At 65.5% G+C, this 15,615-nt stretch carries 11 protein-coding genes; 5 read left to right on the forward strand and 6 right to left on the reverse strand.

What is annotated here, in order from left to right:
* The first annotated feature begins 263 nt into the window (after nucleotides 1-263).
* From ACQR10_RS08935 to ACQR10_RS08945, 3 genes are all read left to right on the forward strand, one after another.
* Nucleotides 264-3,689, forward strand: a complete 3,426-nt coding sequence (locus ACQR10_RS08935) for an acyl-[ACP]--phospholipid O-acyltransferase (RefSeq protein ID WP_316180052.1) — start codon at nucleotides 264-266, stop codon at nucleotides 3,687-3,689.
* Nucleotides 3,689-4,426 (forward strand): esterase/lipase family protein, encoded by a 738-nt coding sequence (locus tag ACQR10_RS08940; protein WP_315803791.1) that lies wholly within the window; start codon nucleotides 3,689-3,691, stop codon nucleotides 4,424-4,426. The genes ACQR10_RS08935 and ACQR10_RS08940 overlap by 1 nt, the downstream gene beginning before the upstream one ends.
* 72 nt (nucleotides 4,427-4,498) lie before the next feature.
* Complete coding sequence (locus ACQR10_RS08945) at nucleotides 4,499-5,278, forward strand: enoyl-CoA hydratase/isomerase family protein (protein ID WP_316216918.1); 780 nt, start codon at nucleotides 4,499-4,501, stop codon at nucleotides 5,276-5,278.
* Between the two features lie 369 nt (nucleotides 5,279-5,647).
* On the opposite strand, the gene ACQR10_RS08950 is transcribed toward ACQR10_RS08945, so the two are convergent.
* A complete protein-coding gene (locus ACQR10_RS08950) occupies nucleotides 5,648-6,856 on the reverse strand; it encodes a TIGR03032 family protein (RefSeq protein WP_316216917.1) in 1,209 nt (402 codons plus the stop codon).
* Between the two features lie 486 nt (nucleotides 6,857-7,342).
* Here ACQR10_RS08950 and ACQR10_RS08955 point away from each other — a divergent pair, with 486 nt between their 5' ends.
* Entirely contained in the window at nucleotides 7,343-8,167 is an 825-nt protein-coding gene (locus ACQR10_RS08955; RefSeq protein ID WP_409997949.1) for a GNAT family N-acetyltransferase, read from the forward strand.
* Here ACQR10_RS08955 and ACQR10_RS08960 read toward each other — a convergent pair.
* The 5 genes from ACQR10_RS08960 to ACQR10_RS08980 form a co-directional block, all read right to left on the reverse strand.
* On the reverse strand, nucleotides 8,164-8,523 hold the full coding sequence (locus ACQR10_RS08960) for a VOC family protein (protein ID WP_315803575.1): 360 nt from the start codon (nucleotides 8,521-8,523) through the stop codon (nucleotides 8,164-8,166). The two genes, ACQR10_RS08955 and ACQR10_RS08960, sit on opposite strands and share 4 nt — an antisense overlap.
* A gap of 80 nt (nucleotides 8,524-8,603) precedes the next feature.
* The gene (locus ACQR10_RS08965) at nucleotides 8,604-9,608 is read right to left on the reverse strand and encodes an SDR family oxidoreductase (RefSeq protein WP_316216916.1); all 1,005 of its coding nucleotides are present in this window, start codon (nucleotides 9,606-9,608) and stop codon (nucleotides 8,604-8,606) included.
* Between the two features lie 207 nt (nucleotides 9,609-9,815).
* On the reverse strand, nucleotides 9,816-10,244 hold the full coding sequence (locus ACQR10_RS08970) for a GlcG/HbpS family heme-binding protein (RefSeq protein ID WP_316180062.1): 429 nt from the start codon (nucleotides 10,242-10,244) through the stop codon (nucleotides 9,816-9,818).
* A gap of 122 nt (nucleotides 10,245-10,366) precedes the next feature.
* Nucleotides 10,367-13,321 carry an FAD-binding and (Fe-S)-binding domain-containing protein gene (locus ACQR10_RS08975; protein WP_434911915.1) on the reverse strand — a complete coding sequence of 985 codons (2,955 nt, stop codon included), beginning with the start codon at nucleotides 13,319-13,321 and terminating at the stop codon, nucleotides 10,367-10,369.
* 113 nt (nucleotides 13,322-13,434) lie between these two features.
* A complete protein-coding gene (locus ACQR10_RS08980; protein WP_316216914.1) occupies nucleotides 13,435-14,193 on the reverse strand; it encodes a GntR family transcriptional regulator in 759 nt (252 codons plus the stop codon).
* Nucleotides 14,194-14,321: 128 nt separating this feature from the next.
* Here ACQR10_RS08980 and ACQR10_RS08985 point away from each other — a divergent pair, with 128 nt between their 5' ends.
* Nucleotides 14,322-15,527, forward strand: coding sequence for a pyridoxal-phosphate-dependent aminotransferase family protein (locus tag ACQR10_RS08985; RefSeq protein WP_315803570.1), 1,206 nt, complete (start codon nucleotides 14,322-14,324; stop codon nucleotides 15,525-15,527).
* The last annotated feature ends 88 nt before the right edge of the window (nucleotides 15,528-15,615 follow it).

Below are 15,615 nucleotides of genomic sequence, written 5' to 3' on the forward strand. Positions count from 1 at the left end.
CAAATCCCGATCTGATGCGCAACGAAGCGGTCACCATGTCCTCGCGTCCCACCCCCTCCGTCCCGTTGCCATCGGTCTGGATAAGCCTTTTGCACACGACCTTCGCGCTATTTTCCGTCCTGGTCGGCGACCAACAACAGAACGCCTAACCGCATGACCGCGTCTAACGGGATGCATCGCCGGCTCCGCCTCATTTCATCACCAACCTTCAAGACTCTTGCGATCCTTGCGGCCAAGCCGCTGCAGCACATCAGGAATCGATCATGATCAAGCAGTTGATGTCGTCGCGCCGTTTTGCCCCGCTGTTCTGGGCTCAATTCTCCTCGGCGCTGAACGACAACGTCCTGAAGAATGCGCTGGTCATCATGCTGCTCTATGGCGCCGTGGCAACGCATGGCGACGCGCTTGTGACCGTGGCGGGCGCCGTCTTCATCTTTCCGTTCTTCATCCTGTCCGGGCTCGGCGGCGAGCTGGCGGATCGATATGTTAAGGGAATCGTGGCGCGCCGGCTCAAATTCGCGGAGATCTTCGCCGCAACCTTTGCGGCGCTGGGCTTCTTTCTGCATTCGATCCCGCTGCTGTTCGTCGCCCTCGGCATGTTCGGTGTCATTGCCGCGCTGTTCGGTCCCGTGAAATACGCCATGCTGCCCGATCAACTGACGGTCGGTGAGCTCGCAACCGGCAACGCGCTGGTCGAAGGCGCGACCTTCATGGCCATCCTGATCGGCACCATCGCCGGCGGCCAACTCGTCTCCGGCTCGTCGCACATGGGATGGGTCGCTCTCGCCGTCATCGGCCTCGCGTTGATCTCCTGGGCGTCGGCCTCGCGCATTCCGCACACGTCGCCGTCGGCCCCCGATCTGCGCATCACGGCCAATCCCTGGACCTCGACCTCGCACCTTCTCAAGTCGCTGTACGCCGCGCCGCGGCTGTGGGACGGCATGGTGATCGTGTCCTGGTTCTGGCTGGTCGGCGCCGTCGTGCTGTCGCTGCTGCCGGCGCTGGTCAAGGATGTCGTCGGCGGCACCGAGGGCGTGGTCACTCTGTGCCTCGCCATCTTCGCGATTGGCATTGCCATCGGCTCGCTGTTCGCAGCGCATCTCAGCCACGTCAGGCCGAATCTCGCGCTGGTGCCGATCGGCGCCATCCTCATGGGCGTGCTCGGCCTCGATCTGTCCTGGGCGATCGGGACGACCGAGGCCGCAAAGGGCCTCACGCCGCTCGCCTTCGTCGGCTCTTGGGCGGGCGCGCGCATGCTGATCGATTTCGCCGTTTTCGCCTTTGGCGGCGGCCTGTTCGTGGTTCCGGCGTTCGCCGCCGTGCAGGCCTGGTCGGAGCCGACCGAGCGCGCCCGGGTCATCGCTGCCGGCAATGTGCTGCAGGCCGCCTTCATGGTGGTCGGCTCGCTGGGCGTAGCCGGCCTGCAGGCCGCGGGCGTCTCGATCGCCTGGATCTTCTTCGGTCTGGCTTTGGCCAGCTTCGGCGCCGTCTGGTTCGTGCTCAACAAATGGGGCAGGGAGGGCGTGCGCGATTTCGGCGCGATGCTGTTCCGTGCTCTGTTCCGCACCGAAGTGCGCGGCCTGGAGAACCTGCCGCCAGCCGGCACCCGCATGCTGATCGCGCCGAACCATGTCAGCCTGATCGACGGTCCGCTGCTACACGCGGTGCTTCCGATTGATGCGACCTTCGCCGTGGACACCGGGATCTCCAAGGCCTGGTGGGCGAAGGTCTTCCTGAAGCTGGTGAGCCACATCACGATCGACCCGACCAAGCCGCTCGGTGCTCGCGACCTGATCAAGCTGGTCGCCAGCCAGGAGCCGGTGGTGATCTTCCCCGAGGGCCGCATCACTGTGTCGGGCTCGCTGATGAAGGTCTATGACGGCACCGCAATGATCGCCGACAAGGCCGACGCCATCGTGGTGCCCGTTCGCATCGAGGGCGCGCAGCGCTCGCATCTCAGCTATCTCAAGGATGGCCAGATCAAGCGCTCCTGGTTTCCCAAGGTGACGGTGACGATCCTGCCGCCGGTGAAGCTCACCATCGATGCGGCTCTCAAGGGCAAGACCCGCCGCAATGCGGCCGGCGCGGCGCTGCAGGACGTGATGATCGACGCCATGGTCAAGAACGCCATGCTGGATCGGACGCTGTTCGAGGCGCTCGCCCATGCCCATCGCGACCACGACACCGGCAAGGTGATGATCGAGGATCCGCTCGGCACCAAGCTGACCTATCGCAAGCTGCTGCTCGGCTCGCAGGTGCTCAGCCGCAAGCTCGAGCAGGGCACGATGGTGGGCGAGAACATCGGCCTGTTGCTGCCGAACTCCGCCGGCGTCGCCGTGGTGTTCATGGCGCTGCAGTCGATCGGCCGCGTGCCGGCAATGCTGAATTTCTCCGCCGGCCCGGTGAATGTGCTGGCGGCAATGAAGGCGGCGCAGGTCACGACCGTTCTGACGTCGCGGGCCTTCATCGAGAAGGGCAAGCTCGACAAGCTGATCGCGGCGATCGAAGGACAGGCCCGCCTGGTCTATCTCGAGGACGTCAAGGCCTCCGTCAGCCTGGCCGACAAGATCAAGGGGATGATCGACGGCACCAAGCCGCGCGTCGCCCGCAATGCCGACCATCCGGCGGTGATTCTGTTCACGTCCGGCTCCGAAGGCACCCCGAAGGGCGTCGTCCTGTCCCATCGCAACATTCTCGCGAATGCCGCGCAGGCATTGGCGAGGGTCGATGCCAACGCTAACGATCTTGTGTTCAATGTTTTGCCGGTCTTTCACTCCTTCGGCCTCACTGGCGGCATGATGATGCCCATGTTGGCGGGCATCCCGATCTACATGTACCCGTCGCCGCTGCATTACCGGATCGTGCCCGAACTGATCTACCAGACCGGCGCCACGATCCTGTTCGGCACCGACACCTTCCTGACCGGCTACGCGCGCTCCGCTCATGCCTACGATTTCCGCACCCTGCGGCTGGTCATTGCCGGCGCCGAGCCGGTCAAGGATCGGACACGGCAGATCTACATGGAGCGTTATGGCATCCGCGTTCTCGAAGGCTATGGCGTCACCGAGACCGCGCCGGTGCTGGCGATGAACACGCCGATGGCCAACCGTGTCGGCACCGTCGGCCGCCTGTCGCCGCTGATGGAGTATCGGCTCGACAAGGTGCCGGGCATCGAGGAGGGCGGACGGCTTTCGGTCCGCGGCCCCAACGTCATGCTCGGCTATGTCAGGGCCGAAAATCCCGGCGTGCTCGAGGCACTGCCGGAGGGCTGGCACGACACCGGCGACATCGTCACCATCGACGCGCAGGGCTTCATCACGATCAAGGGCCGCGCCAAGCGCTTTGCCAAGATCGCCGGCGAGATGGTGTCGCTGACGGTGGTCGAGCAGATCGCCGCGGCTTTGTGGCCGCAGGCAGCCTCGGTCGCGGTGTCGATCCCCGACCAGCGCAAGGGCGAGCGCATCGTGCTGATCACGACGCAGAAGGATGCCGAACGCTCCGCGATACAGCGTCAGGCCAAGGCGCAAGGCGCGCCGGAGCTTGCGGTGCCGGCCGTCGTGATGGTGGTCGACAAGATCCCGCTGCTCGGCTCGGGCAAGACCGACTATGTCGGCGCCAAAGCGCTTGCCGAGGCGAGTGCGGCAACCGCTACGACGGAGCGCGAGCCGGAGGAGCGGGAAGTCGCGTGATCGCATCGCTGCGCCGGCGTTCTCAGCACAGTGGCCCCCGCGACGCGGGGGTTGTGCTGCTGCATGGCATCGCCGGCCGGTCATTGATGCTGCGTCCGCTGGAAAAGCGGTTGCAGCGCGCAGGTTTTGCGACGCTGAACCTCGACTATGAGAGCCGCAAGAAGCCGCTCGAGTTTCTTGCTGACGACATCCGCCCGGCGATCGCCGATTTCGCCGCCGGGATCGACGGTCCGGTCCATTTCGTCACCCACTCGATGGGCGGGCTGCTGGCACGGGTCGCGATCGCGAAGCATCGGCCGGCGCGGCTCGGCCGTGTCGTCATGCTCGGAACGCCCAATGGCGGCAGCGAGCTCGCCGACCGGCTGCAGAACGTCGGGCTGTATCGCGCCTATTTCGGGCCGGCAGGCCTGCAACTGGTGACCACGAAAGACGTCACGCTCGCCTCCTTGCCGGCCGCCGACTACGAGATCGGCGTGATCGCCGGCAACCGTTTCCTCGACCCGATCGCCGGGCTGTTCCTGCTGCCATGGCCGAACGACGGCCGCGTCTCGGTCGAGAGCTGCAAGCTCGTCGGGATGACGGACTACACGACCGTCAAGGCCTCGCACGTGGGACTGCTGGTGCATCCGACGTCGTTCCGGCAGACCATCGCGTTCCTGCGTACCGGCCAGTTCGAGCCTGCGCGTCCGCTGCTGCGCGGCGTCATCGATGAGATCGGCCGCCGCGCGGCCTCCTGACGCAAGTTTTCCTTGCTCCTCGCGGCTATCCCGCGACAATCTCGCATCCGACAGCAAGCGACAGGCAAGGCGATGACCGACGACAGCGTGATTCTCGACAAGCGTGGGCAGGCCCTCTGGATCACCATCAATCGTCCGGAGAAGCGCAACGCGCTGAATGGCGACGTCATCGCCGGCATCTCGCGCGGCTATCGCCAGGCGCATGACGATCCCGGGGTGCGCGTGATCGTGCTGACGGGGGCGGGCGACAAGGCGTTCTGCGCGGGCGCCGACCTGCAGAACTCCGGCGCGGCGTTCGCGATGGATTTCTCCCGTCCCAATGTCGACTATGCCGATCTGCTCAGGCTGTCGCAGAATGCCACCAAGCCGGCGATCGCGCGGGTCGGCGGCGTCTGCATGGCCGGCGGCATGGGCCTGCTGTGCATGACCGACATGGCGATCGCGGCCGATCACGTCCTCTTCGGCCTTCCGGAGGTGAAGGTCGGCGTGTTCCCGATGCAGGTCCTGAGCCTCTTGCAGAGCATCGCGCCGCCGCGTCTCGTCAACGAATGGGCGCTCACGGGCGAGCCGTTCGACGCCAAGGCTGCACAGGCCGCCGGGTTGCTCAACCACGTCGTTCCCGCCGCCGAGCTCGACGGCAAGATCGACTGGCTGATCGGCCGCCTCGTCGACAAGTCGCCGACAGCCATCCGCCGCGGCAAATACGCCATGCGCGCCATCGCCTCGATGTCGTTCGACGAGTCCATCGCCTATCTCGAAAGCCAGATCGCGCTGCTGGCGATGACCGAGGACGCCAAGGAAGGCCTGAAGGCATTTGCCGAGAAGCGCAAGCCGGTGTGGCCGGGGAAATGATTTCGCTCGTATGATGAGGTCGTCATTCCGGGGCGCGCGTAGGGCGAGCCCGGAATCCATACTCCCGATGGCGGTTATGGATTCCGTGCCCACGCCTTGCAGGCGCGGTCCGGAATAACGCTGGTGGAGACGTGCGCGCGTTCTCAACATCGTCGCCATCGTCGAGCAACAGAATATATTCGTCAGCAATCTCGCGGCGCCGTGCGCCCGAGTCCCGTTCTGGTCTCAGCACTCAGAGATGAAGAGGGCGCAGGGCAGGTGAATCGGCTTATACGTGATCTCTCTGGTGCCCCGGGCTTTCGGGTCACCGTCACGTGCGTGCGGCCTGCCGTCTTTGAGGAGCACTTGTTCCTCGGCTAGCGTGCAACTCTACGCCCGCCACGGGGACCCCACTCCCGGCGCTCGTTTCTGCACAGGCCAAGCGCTCTGAGCGGCATCAATCGGATCATGGGTGACGAGATCAAGGATCTCGTTGTTGGCGAAGCCGATCGCCATGGGGCGCACCACGTCTGCCACCACGCCCAGATCGTAGAATTCGGTTACCGCCCCGTCGATCCGAAACCAGTTTTCGCAGACACCGGTATCGAGATTGATTAATTGGATTCCGCACCACGGTTCGGAATCGGTTTCGGCTAACCGGCGATCCAGTGCGAGACCCTCGAACCGCTCATAGCGAGGTTTCGACAAGCCAACGAAGGCATGGTTGCCGAAAAACGCGAGCCCGCGCACGAAGCCGGGACAGAAGGCCAAAACCTGGAACGTCGCGCCGGCTGCTGAATGCGCGATCCACCCGATCTCCCCTGTGCCCGAGTTAAGCACCCACAATCTCCCGCGATAGAGTCGGGGGGAATGAGGCATCGAGAGACCGCCGATCACTATCTCGTTGGAGTGCACGTCGACGACGATGCCGCCATCGGAGCGACGGTCGCGCCAGCCATCGACGGTATCCGATTTGCTGATCGCGGTAACGTAGCGAGGGGTGCCGTCTTCGATGGCAAGTCCGTTCAGGTGACATCGGTCCTCCTTGACGATCTTCGAAATGAATGAAGGCTTCCACAGCGGCGTGAAGCTGTGCCGTTCCGATATTGAAGCAAGACAATTGTAAAGCGTGTTGACGAAGACGATGCGGCCATCGCTCAGCACCCCGACGTCGTGAACATCGAGCTCGCCGGTGGTGAATATCTGGCGCGGGACATAACAGGCATCGTGCAGATCGTTGATCCGCTGGCCGGGCGCAAGCACGTTCCTGAACTTCAGGATTTGGAACATCGTGGCGAGCAGAATCGTGTCTCTGTCCACGACGCAGAGTCCCATAGCCTTGTGAAAGAGGCGCTCGTGGACCAAGAGCCCGCCATCGACGTTCTGACCGAGGAAATAGAGTTTGCCGGATTGATAGGACGAACCCACGATAGCGATGCGCTGAGAACCAAGAAACTCGGGCAGTCCGGGGGACATGGAGTACCGAAGCGCCTCCCCGCCGGCTTGGCCGACCTGTTCCGCGGGAAGGCGCAGGCCAGTTTGATCGGCGGGCAAAATCTCGTTTGATTCGAATGTCGGCACATCGTCACGACAGCACATGGATGCTTCCCCAAACGGCGGTGGACCCGACAAGAGGCCGCACCTCTTCAGCGCGGCCCAGGAGAGCGCCTCGAAAGACGGGATCGACCTACGACTTTGTGATCGAAGTGCGGCATCTCCTGGTTGTCGAGTGATTTTTGACATATAAAGGTTGAATTTCCCAGCCCAAGGAGGGGGCGCTTGTCCGACAGGTCTCTATGCCGGCAGCTGGTGCTGTCGTCTTCGATGCTGGTGGGTGCTGTTTCCGGCTATAGCCGCCGGGCCTACTCTGCCTGCACCGATCGTCGGCGACGTGATCAACAACGGAATCTTGGCCTTCAATCGTTCCGACAATTACACCTTGGGCGACCGGGCGCTATGGCGCGTTCAGCGTTGCTCCGAGCTTCGCACGGCGTCATGATTGATGGATCCTGCGGCATTCGGATCGAGGAGAACATGACGCCATCGGCCGGACATCCCAACGCTGACGGCCTGCGCATCCGGCCGATGCGCCCGGACGAGATTTCGCTCGCCATCGATTGGGCGGCGGCCGAGGGCTGGAATCCCGGCCGGTCGGATGCGGCCTGTTTCGCCGTGGTCGATCCCGGCGGCTTTCTGATTGCCGAGCGTGAGGGCGTGCCGGTCGCAACCGTGTCCTGCGTGAACTACGACGACCGCTTCGCCTTTCTCGGCTTCTACATCGTCCGTTCCGAGCTGCGCGGGCACGGCTACGGCTTGCGGCTCTGGCAGGCGGCGATGGCCCATGCGGGTTCGCGGGTCGTCGGGCTCGACGGCGTGGTCGCGCAGCAGGACAACTACCGGAAATCCGGCTTCAGCTATGCGTATGCCAATATCCGCTACGGCGGGCGACCCGTAGCCCTGCCGCAGTCGGTGGAGCGATCAGGTGTCGTCACTCTGGGCGATGTGTCGTTCGCCGATATCGAAGCGTCAGACGCGACCGTGTTTCCTGCCCCGCGCCGTGCATTCCTGCGGGCCTGGATCGACACGCCCGGTCATCTCGGCCGGGCGCTGATCCGCGACGATACGCTAGCCGCCTGGGGTGTGATCCGTCCGTGCCGCATCGGCTACAAGATCGGTCCGCTGGTTGCCGAGAGGCGCGATGATGCCGAGGCCGTAATCGCGGCTCTGTTGAGCACGGCCGGCGAAGCCGAGGTGTTCCTCGACGTGCCCGCGATCAATTCCGCGGCGGTGGCGCTCGCCGAGAGCCTCGGCCTCAAGCCGGTGTTCGAGACCGCGCGGATGTACACCGGGCCGATCCCGCCGCTACGGATCGAGCGGGTGTTCGGCGTCACCACCTTCGAGCTCGGTTAGCCCAGCGGCCGCGCGAAGCTCAGTTCATGACCGTCGGGATCGGTGAGGTGGAAATAGCGCTCACCCCATTCGGCGTCGCGCGGCTCGGTCGAGGGCGTGAAGCCGGCGCCGAGCGCCTTCGCGTAGACGGCGTCGACGTCGGCGACATGGAAGATGATGCGGCCCCACCAGCTCCATTGCTTGTCCTTGGGCATGGCGATCAGGTTGAGAAAGCCGAAGCCGACCCTGAAACTCGTGAACGGCGTGTGGGCGCCGCCATGAGCGATGTTGTCGAAGCCGAGCGCGCGATAGAAGGCGACGGCACGCGCCATGTCGTGGGTGGCGATGGTGATCGCGCTGATGCTCTCGATGGTCATGAAGGCGCTCCGAGCCCTAGTGGAAGCCGCGTTGCAGGAAAGCGTATCCTGCCGGTGTCAGGCAAGGGCAGCGTCGCGGCTCATCGCCAGCGCCGCCGGCTCATTGCCGCTCCCAACGCAATAAAGACCGCGGCGCCGAGCGCGACCGTCATCGCGCGCGCGACATCACCGGGCACCAGCAGGGTCTGCTGGGCCGCGCCGCGGCTGAACGAACCGCGGGTGCGGTGCAGGCGCGTCACCGGGTGATCGAGATTGTCGGTGCGGTCGGGCACCAGCGGCACATCGGTCTGTTGCCCGGCGATCGCCTTGGCTGCGAGGTAGCGGTCGAGCAAAGCCGGCGCGACGGCGTTACCGAGGATCGTGAGCAGTGTCGGCCAGCCGATCCAATATTCGCGGAAGCCGCCGTCGGCAACGCGATAGACGGCGTCCGCGATCACCTCGGGCTCCACCGGCCGGCCCATCGGGCGTGGCGTATGCGCAAGGTGCGCGCGGGCCCAGTCGAATTGCGGTGTGTTCACCGCGGGCAGATCGACGATGCTGAGCGTGATGCCCGAGCGCTCGTGCATCAGCTCGGCACGCAGCGAGTCGGTGAAGCCCCGGATCGCATGTTTGGCGCCGCAATAGGCCGCCTGCAGCGGAATGCCGCGATAGGCGAGCGCCGAACCGATCTGAATGATGCGGCCTTCGCTGCGCCGGCGCATCGAGCGCAGCGCCGCCATCGTGCCGTGCACGAAGCCGAGATAGGTGACCTCGGTGACGCGGCGGAATTCTTCCGGCGTGATGTCCGCTACGGTCGAGAACACCGTCTCCATGGCGTCATTGATCCAGATGTCGACCGGACCCAGGCGCTGCTCGAGCCGCTCGGCCGCGTCGAACAGGGCCTGCGCATCGGCGACATCGACGGCCTCGTATTCGGCATTGGCAAACCGCGCCTGCAGCTCGCGCTGGACGTCGCGCAGCGCTTCCTCGTCGCGCGCGATCAGGCCGATGCGATCGCCGGCCTCGCCGAAACGCTTCGCGATGGCACGGCCGACGCCTGCGGAGGCGCCAGTGATGATGATGGTGCGAGTTCGTCTGCGAGGCATGTCCGGTTTCTCCACGCGCCCCTTGGTACAAACGTGCGGCGGCCGGCAATGTTTCGGGCCGGTCAAGCCGGCCGAATGAATTCTCCGTCAGCTTTTGACGGCGCCGGGGAGTTCGACGCGCGATCCACCGAGCTCCGAGAGGGCACGCCAGTCCCCTCGAGATCGTTGGAACGGTAGAATTCGCAGAGCTTTGCTGTGCGACCGAGCTCAGCCCGCATTGGCCTTGAGGCCGGCGGCTTCGATGCCGGCGACCGCGCAGATCTCGTCATTGTCGGAGGTATCGCCGGAGACGCCGACGGCGCCGACGAGCGTGGTGCCGTCCATGATCAGCACGCCGCCGGGCACCGGGACCATGCGCCCCTGGGCCAGCGTGTTCACGGCGTCGATGAAATAGGCCTGCTCCTGCGCGCGCTGGAACAGGGCGCGGGAGCCGAGGCCGAGCGCGAGCGCCCCATAAGCCTTGCCGTGCGCGACCTCGGCCCGCATCAGGCTGGTGCCGTCCTGTGCGGCGGCGGCCTTCAGGCAGCCGCGCGCGTCGAGCACCATCACGGCGAGCGGCTTGAGCTTCTTTTCGAGGCCTTTGGCGAGGGTGGCATCGAGGATCTTGCGGGCGGTGTCGAGCGTGAGATCGGCCATGTCTGTTAGTCCCTGTGTCATTAACTCAAACGAAGCTGCGTAGGGTGGCAAAGCGGAGCGTGCCACCATCTGGCGAAGCGGAAGGTCTGTGGTGGGCACGCTTCGCTTTGCCCACTTACGAACTACGTTGATGCGCGCCCTCGCTCCAGGCTCATCGCCAGGAGCTGCGCGGCGTGAACGGCGCCACGATTGGCGCCGTCCTGGATCTGGTGGCGGCAGGAGGTGCCGTCGGCGACGATGAACGTTGCAGCGTCGGCCTTGCGCACGGCTGGTAGCAGCGACGCTTCCGCCATTTGCAGCGAGACCTCGTAGGTCTCCGCGCCATAACCGAAGGCGCCGGCCATGCCGCAGCAGGAGGATTCGATGGTCTCTACCTCGAGCTCCGGAATCAGCCGCAGCACCTGCTCGACCGGCTTGAAGGCGGCGAAGGATTTCTGATGGCAATGGCCGTGCAGCAGCGCCTTGCCGGGCAGGGGGGCGAGCGGCAGCGCGAGCCGGCCGCTCTCGGCCTCGCGCGCCAGAAACTCCTCCAGCAGCAGCGCATGTGCGCTGATCGTTTTCGCGGTCGCGTCGTTGCGCAGCGACAGCAGCTCGTCGCGCAGCGTCAGCAGGCAGCTCGGCTCCAGGCCGATGATCGGCACGCCGCGCGATGCGAACGGCGCGTAGGTTTCGACCAGGCGCTGCAGCTCGGACTTGGCTTCGTCGACGAGGCCGGCGGAGAGAAAAGTGCGGCCGCAGCACAGCGGGCGGCCACCATCCGTCGGCTTCTGCACATGCACGCGATAGCCGCCGGCGATCAGCACGCGCAGCGCGGCGTCGAGGTTTTCGCGCTCGTAGATGCGGTTGAAGGTGTCGCCGAACAGCACGACCTCGCGGCCATCAGCCGGACCGAACGCGTCGGCGTCGACACGGAAGGTGTCGCTGCGGAACGTCGGCAGCTTGCGCCTGGCGCTGATGCCCGCGACGCGCTCCATCAGTGCGCGCAGGGGCGCGACGTGATTGCGCAGGTTCACGAGCGGCGCGAAGCGGGCAGCCATATCGGCATAGCGCGGCAGATAGGCGACGAGCCGGTCGCGCAAGGTGAGGCCATGCGTGGTCGCGCGGGCCGCCAGCACCTCGATCTTCATCTTGGCCATGTCGACGCCGGTCGGGCACTCGCGGCGGCAGGCCTTGCAGGACACGCAGAGCTTCAGCGTCTCCATCATCTCGTCGGACGACAGCGCGCCGGGACCGAGCTGGCCGGAAATCGCGAGTCGCAAGGTGTTGGCGCGGCCGCGCGTGACATCCTTCTCGTCGCGGGTGGCGCGGTAGGACGGGCACATCACGCCGCCGTCGAGCTTGCGGCAGGCGCCGTTGTTGTTGCACATCTCGACCGCGCCCTGGAAACCGCCGGCGGCGCCGGGATAGGCCGACCAGTCGAGTACTGTCTTGATGTCGTCGACGCGGTAGTCCGGCGGATAGCGGAACAGCGAGCGGTCGTCCATCCTGGGCGGATCGACGATGCGGCCGGGATTGAGCACGTTCGCCGGGTCGAAGCGCCGCTTCACCTCCCTGAAGTCGGCGAGGATGCGGCTGCCGAACATCTGCTCATGGAATTCCGAGCGCACGATGCCGTCGCCATGCTCGCCGGAATGCGAGCCCTTGTACTCGCGCACCATGGCGAACGCTTCCTCGGCGATCGCGCGCATCGCCTTCACGTCCTTCTCGAGCTTCAGGTTCAGCACCGGACGGACATGCAGGCAGCCCTCGGAGGCGTGCGCATACATCGTGCCGCGCGTGCCGTGCCTGGCGAAGACCTCGTTGAGCCGTGCGGTGTAGTCGGCGAGATGCGGCAGCGGCACCGCGCAGTCCTCGACGAACGACACCGGCTTGCCGGCCTCCTTCATCGACATCATCACGTTGAGGCCGGCGGCGCGGAAGTCGGCGACCGCGGTCTGCAGCGCAGGGTCGGAGATCTCGACCACGCCGCCCCATTTGCTGATCTCGTTGCTCCAGGAGAAGCCGAGGTCGCCCATCAGCTCGGAGAGCTGCTTCAGCTTGGCGAGGTTGTCGTCGGCAGTCTCCTCGGCGAACTCGACCACCAGGATCGCATCGGGATCGCCGCGCACGGCTGCCGCGATCACCGGCTGGAACATCGCGATGTCGCGGCCCAGCCCGATCATGGTGCGGTCGACCAGCTCGACCGCGATCGGCTTCAGCTTGACCAGGTGCTGGGCCGCATCCATCGCCTGATAGAAGCTGCCGAAATGGCAGACGCCGAGCACCTTGGTGCGGATCAGCGGCCACAGCTTGAGCTCGATCCGGGTGGAGAACGCGAGCGTGCCTTCCGAGCCGACCAGCACGTGGGCCATGTTGTTGGCCGCGTTGCGCGGCGTCAGCGCGTCCAGATTGTAGCCGCCGACGCGGCGCTGCACCTTGGGAAACTTGTCGGCGATCTCGGCCGCCTCGCGCTCGCCGAGCGCCAGCAGGTCGCGGAACAGCGCGCGGGCGCCGTCGGGCGCGCTGACGTCACCAAGGTCGCGCGGCACCTCGCCGAAACGCGCCAGCGTGCCGTCGGCCAGCGCGGCGTCGATCGCGATGGTGTTGTCGCGCATGGTGCCGTAGCGCAGCGAGCGGCCGCCGCAGGAATTGTTGCCGGCCATGCCGCCGATCGTGGCGCGCGACGCCGTGGAGACGTCGACCGGAAACCACAGGCCGTGTTTCCTGAGCTGGCGGTTGAGATCGTCGAGCACGATGCCCGGCTCGACCACGCAGGTCCGGGCCTCGACATCGAGCGAGACGATGCGGTTCAGGTGCTTGGAAAAATCGACGACGATCCCCTCGTTGACAGTCTGGCCGCATTGCGAGGTGCCGCCGCCGCGGGGCGTGACGATGCGGCCGTCGTCGCGGGCGATGGCGAGCGCAAGCAGCGCCTCGTCCATCGTGCGCGGCACGACCACGCCCGCCGGGATGACCTGGTAGAACGAGGCGTCGGTGGCATAGCGGCCGCGGTTGAAGCGGTCGAAGAAGACGTTGCCCGTGATCTCGGCGCGGAGCTTCTGTTCGAGCCTGGACGGACCGGCTTTGGCGTTCGGCATGGTGATCCCTGGTCGGGCCCGGCTGTCGTCCGGCGGGCGCTGTTCCGCCCGGTGTCATTCATTTCCGCAAATGCGTCAATCTGATTGCATGCAAATTTGCGCAATCCCGGGCGTTATTCGACCTTGTCCGGCTTGGCTCCCGCCAGCGGCGGCTGGCTCTCTGCGAAGTAGGCGATCGCAGCCGCGCCCTTGTTGCGCAGATGCTGGAACAGGATGTCCGACAGCTCGCTTCCGGCGCGGCGGCGCAGCGCATCGAGGATCAGCTCATGCTCGCGCATGGCCTCGCTCCAGCGCTCGCGCTTGCGGGCGAAATTGGCGGAGAAGCGCACCCGGCGGATGCGGCCCGCCAAGCTCTCATAGGTCGCATGCAGGGTGGCATTGGCGGCGGCGTCGACGATCGCGCGGTGGATCAACTGGTTCATGCGGAAATAGCCCTGCATGTCCTGCCGCATGTAGAACCCGTACATATCGTGATGATATTGCTCGATTTCCGCGATCGCTTCATCTGAAATCTTCTCGCAAGCGAGGCGCCCGGCGAGGCCTTCCAGGCCTCCCATCAGGTCGAACAATTCATGGATGTCGGCGGCGCTGAGAGGGCGCACCCGGGCGCCGCGATTGGGCAGTAGCTCGACCAGCCCTTCGGCTGCGAGCACCTTCAGCGCTTCGCGCAAGGGCGTGCGGGATACCCCCAGCATTTCGCAAAGCTGGCGCTCGGACAGGCGTCCGCCGTCGGCGACGTGGCCCTCGACGATGTAGTCGCGCAGCCGTGCCAGGATCTCGTCATGCAGCGAAGTCTCGTCCCGCGCGGGCACGGATCGACCGCTTGGCCCTGCCAAGGGTGGCGTCTCGATATCGGGAATCGTGGAATTCATCTTACCCATTGTAGCGGTAGTTACAGATGTGGTCGACCTCATCCGTGAATGCGTTTAAGCTCTTGCACGTCAAGAAATTGAATGCAATCATGGGTGCCAGAATGCCGTCGTCTCCCTGGAGTTCTGCCGTGACCCGTCCCCAAGGCCGTCATTTCCTGCATATTCCGGGCCCAAGTCCGGTGCCCGAGCGGGTGCTGCGGGCCATGGACATGCCGGTGATCGATCACCGCAGCGCCGAGTTCGCCGAGCTGGGGAGGGCCGTGCTCAGCGGCTCGCAGACAATCTTCAAGACCACGAGCCCGGTGATCATCTACCCCTCCTCGGGCACCGGTGCCTGGGAGGCTGCCATCGTCAACACGTTGTCGCCGGGCGACAGGGTGCTGATGGTCGAGACCGGCCACTTCGCCACGCTGTGGCGGCAGATGGCGGCGCGGTGGGGCATCGAGGTCGACTTCATTCCTGGCGACTGGCGCCGTGGCGTCGATCCCTCTGTCATCGAGGAGAAGCTGGTCGCCGATGCCGGCCATCGGCTCAAGGCGGTGATGGTCGTGCACAACGAGACCTCGACCGGCGCGACCAGCCGGGTCGGCGAGGTGCGTGCCGCCATGGACCGCGCCAAACATCCGGCGCTGCTGATGGTCGACACCATCTCTGGTCTCGCCTCGGCCGACTTCCGCTTCGACGAGTGGAAGGTTGATGTCGCCGTATCCTGCTCGCAGAAGGGTTTCATGCTGCCGCCGGGGCTCGGCTTCAACGCCATCTCGGACAAGGCGCGCCTTGTTGCCAAGGGCAACAAGATGCCGCGCTCGTTCTGGGACTGGGAGGACATGCTGAAGCTGAACGCGAATGGCTTCTTCCCCTATACCCCGGCGACGAACCTGCTCTATGGCCTGCGCGAAGCGATTGCCGTGCTGCTCGAGGAGGGGCTCGATCAGGTGTTCGCGCGCCACCAGCGCCTTGCGGCCGCGACCCGCGCCGCGGTCGAGCATTGGGGCCTCGAGGTGCTGTGCCAGGAGCCAAAGGATTTTTCGCCGGTGCTGACCGCCGTGCTCATGCCGCCGGGCCATGACGCCGATCAGTTCCGCCAGGTCGTGCTCGATAAGTACAACATGTCGCTCGGCTCGGGCCTGTCCAAGGTCGCGGGCAAGGTGTTCCGCATCGGCCATCTCGGCGAGTGCAACGCGCTGACCTTGATGGCTGCGCTGAGCGGTGTCGAGATGGGGCTGCGCGCGGCCGGCGTGCCGCATCGCGCCGGCGGTGTCGATGCCGCGATGGCCCTGCTCGACGAGCCATCGCAGGGCAATGCGCCGAGTCATCTTGCGGCGGTGACATGAGGCCAAATCGCGTGCCGCAAGCCGGGGTGCCCCGCTATGCCGCACTGCACAGAAGAAGGGGATTTGTGTGCATCTGAGGGATGTCAGC

This window comes from Bradyrhizobium sp. HKCCYLRH2060 (genome assembly GCF_051168135.1).
Lineage (GTDB): Bacteria > Pseudomonadota > Alphaproteobacteria > Rhizobiales > Xanthobacteraceae > Bradyrhizobium.

Coding starts and splice junctions, on each gene's coding strand:
- ACQR10_RS08935 (WP_316180052.1), top strand. CDS start 264: ATGATCAAGCAGTTGATGTCGTCGCGCCGTTTTGCCCCGCTGTTCTGG.
- ACQR10_RS08945 (WP_316216918.1), top strand. CDS start 4,499: ATGACCGACGACAGCGTGATTCTCGACAAGCGTGGGCAGGCCCTCTGG.
- ACQR10_RS08950 (WP_316216917.1), bottom strand. CDS start 6,856: ATGTGCTGTCGTGACGATGTGCCGACATTCGAATCAAACGAGATTTTG.
- ACQR10_RS08955 (WP_409997949.1), top strand. CDS start 7,343: ATGCGCCCGGACGAGATTTCGCTCGCCATCGATTGGGCGGCGGCCGAG.
- ACQR10_RS08960 (WP_315803575.1), bottom strand. CDS start 8,523: ATGACCATCGAGAGCATCAGCGCGATCACCATCGCCACCCACGACATG.
- ACQR10_RS08965 (WP_316216916.1), bottom strand. CDS start 9,608: ATGCCTCGCAGACGAACTCGCACCATCATCATCACTGGCGCCTCCGCA.
- ACQR10_RS08970 (WP_316180062.1), bottom strand. CDS start 10,244: ATGGCCGATCTCACGCTCGACACCGCCCGCAAGATCCTCGATGCCACC.
- ACQR10_RS08975 (WP_434911915.1), bottom strand. CDS start 13,321: ATGCCGAACGCCAAAGCCGGTCCGTCCAGGCTCGAACAGAAGCTCCGC.
- ACQR10_RS08980 (WP_316216914.1), bottom strand. CDS start 14,193: ATGAATTCCACGATTCCCGATATCGAGACGCCACCCTTGGCAGGGCCA.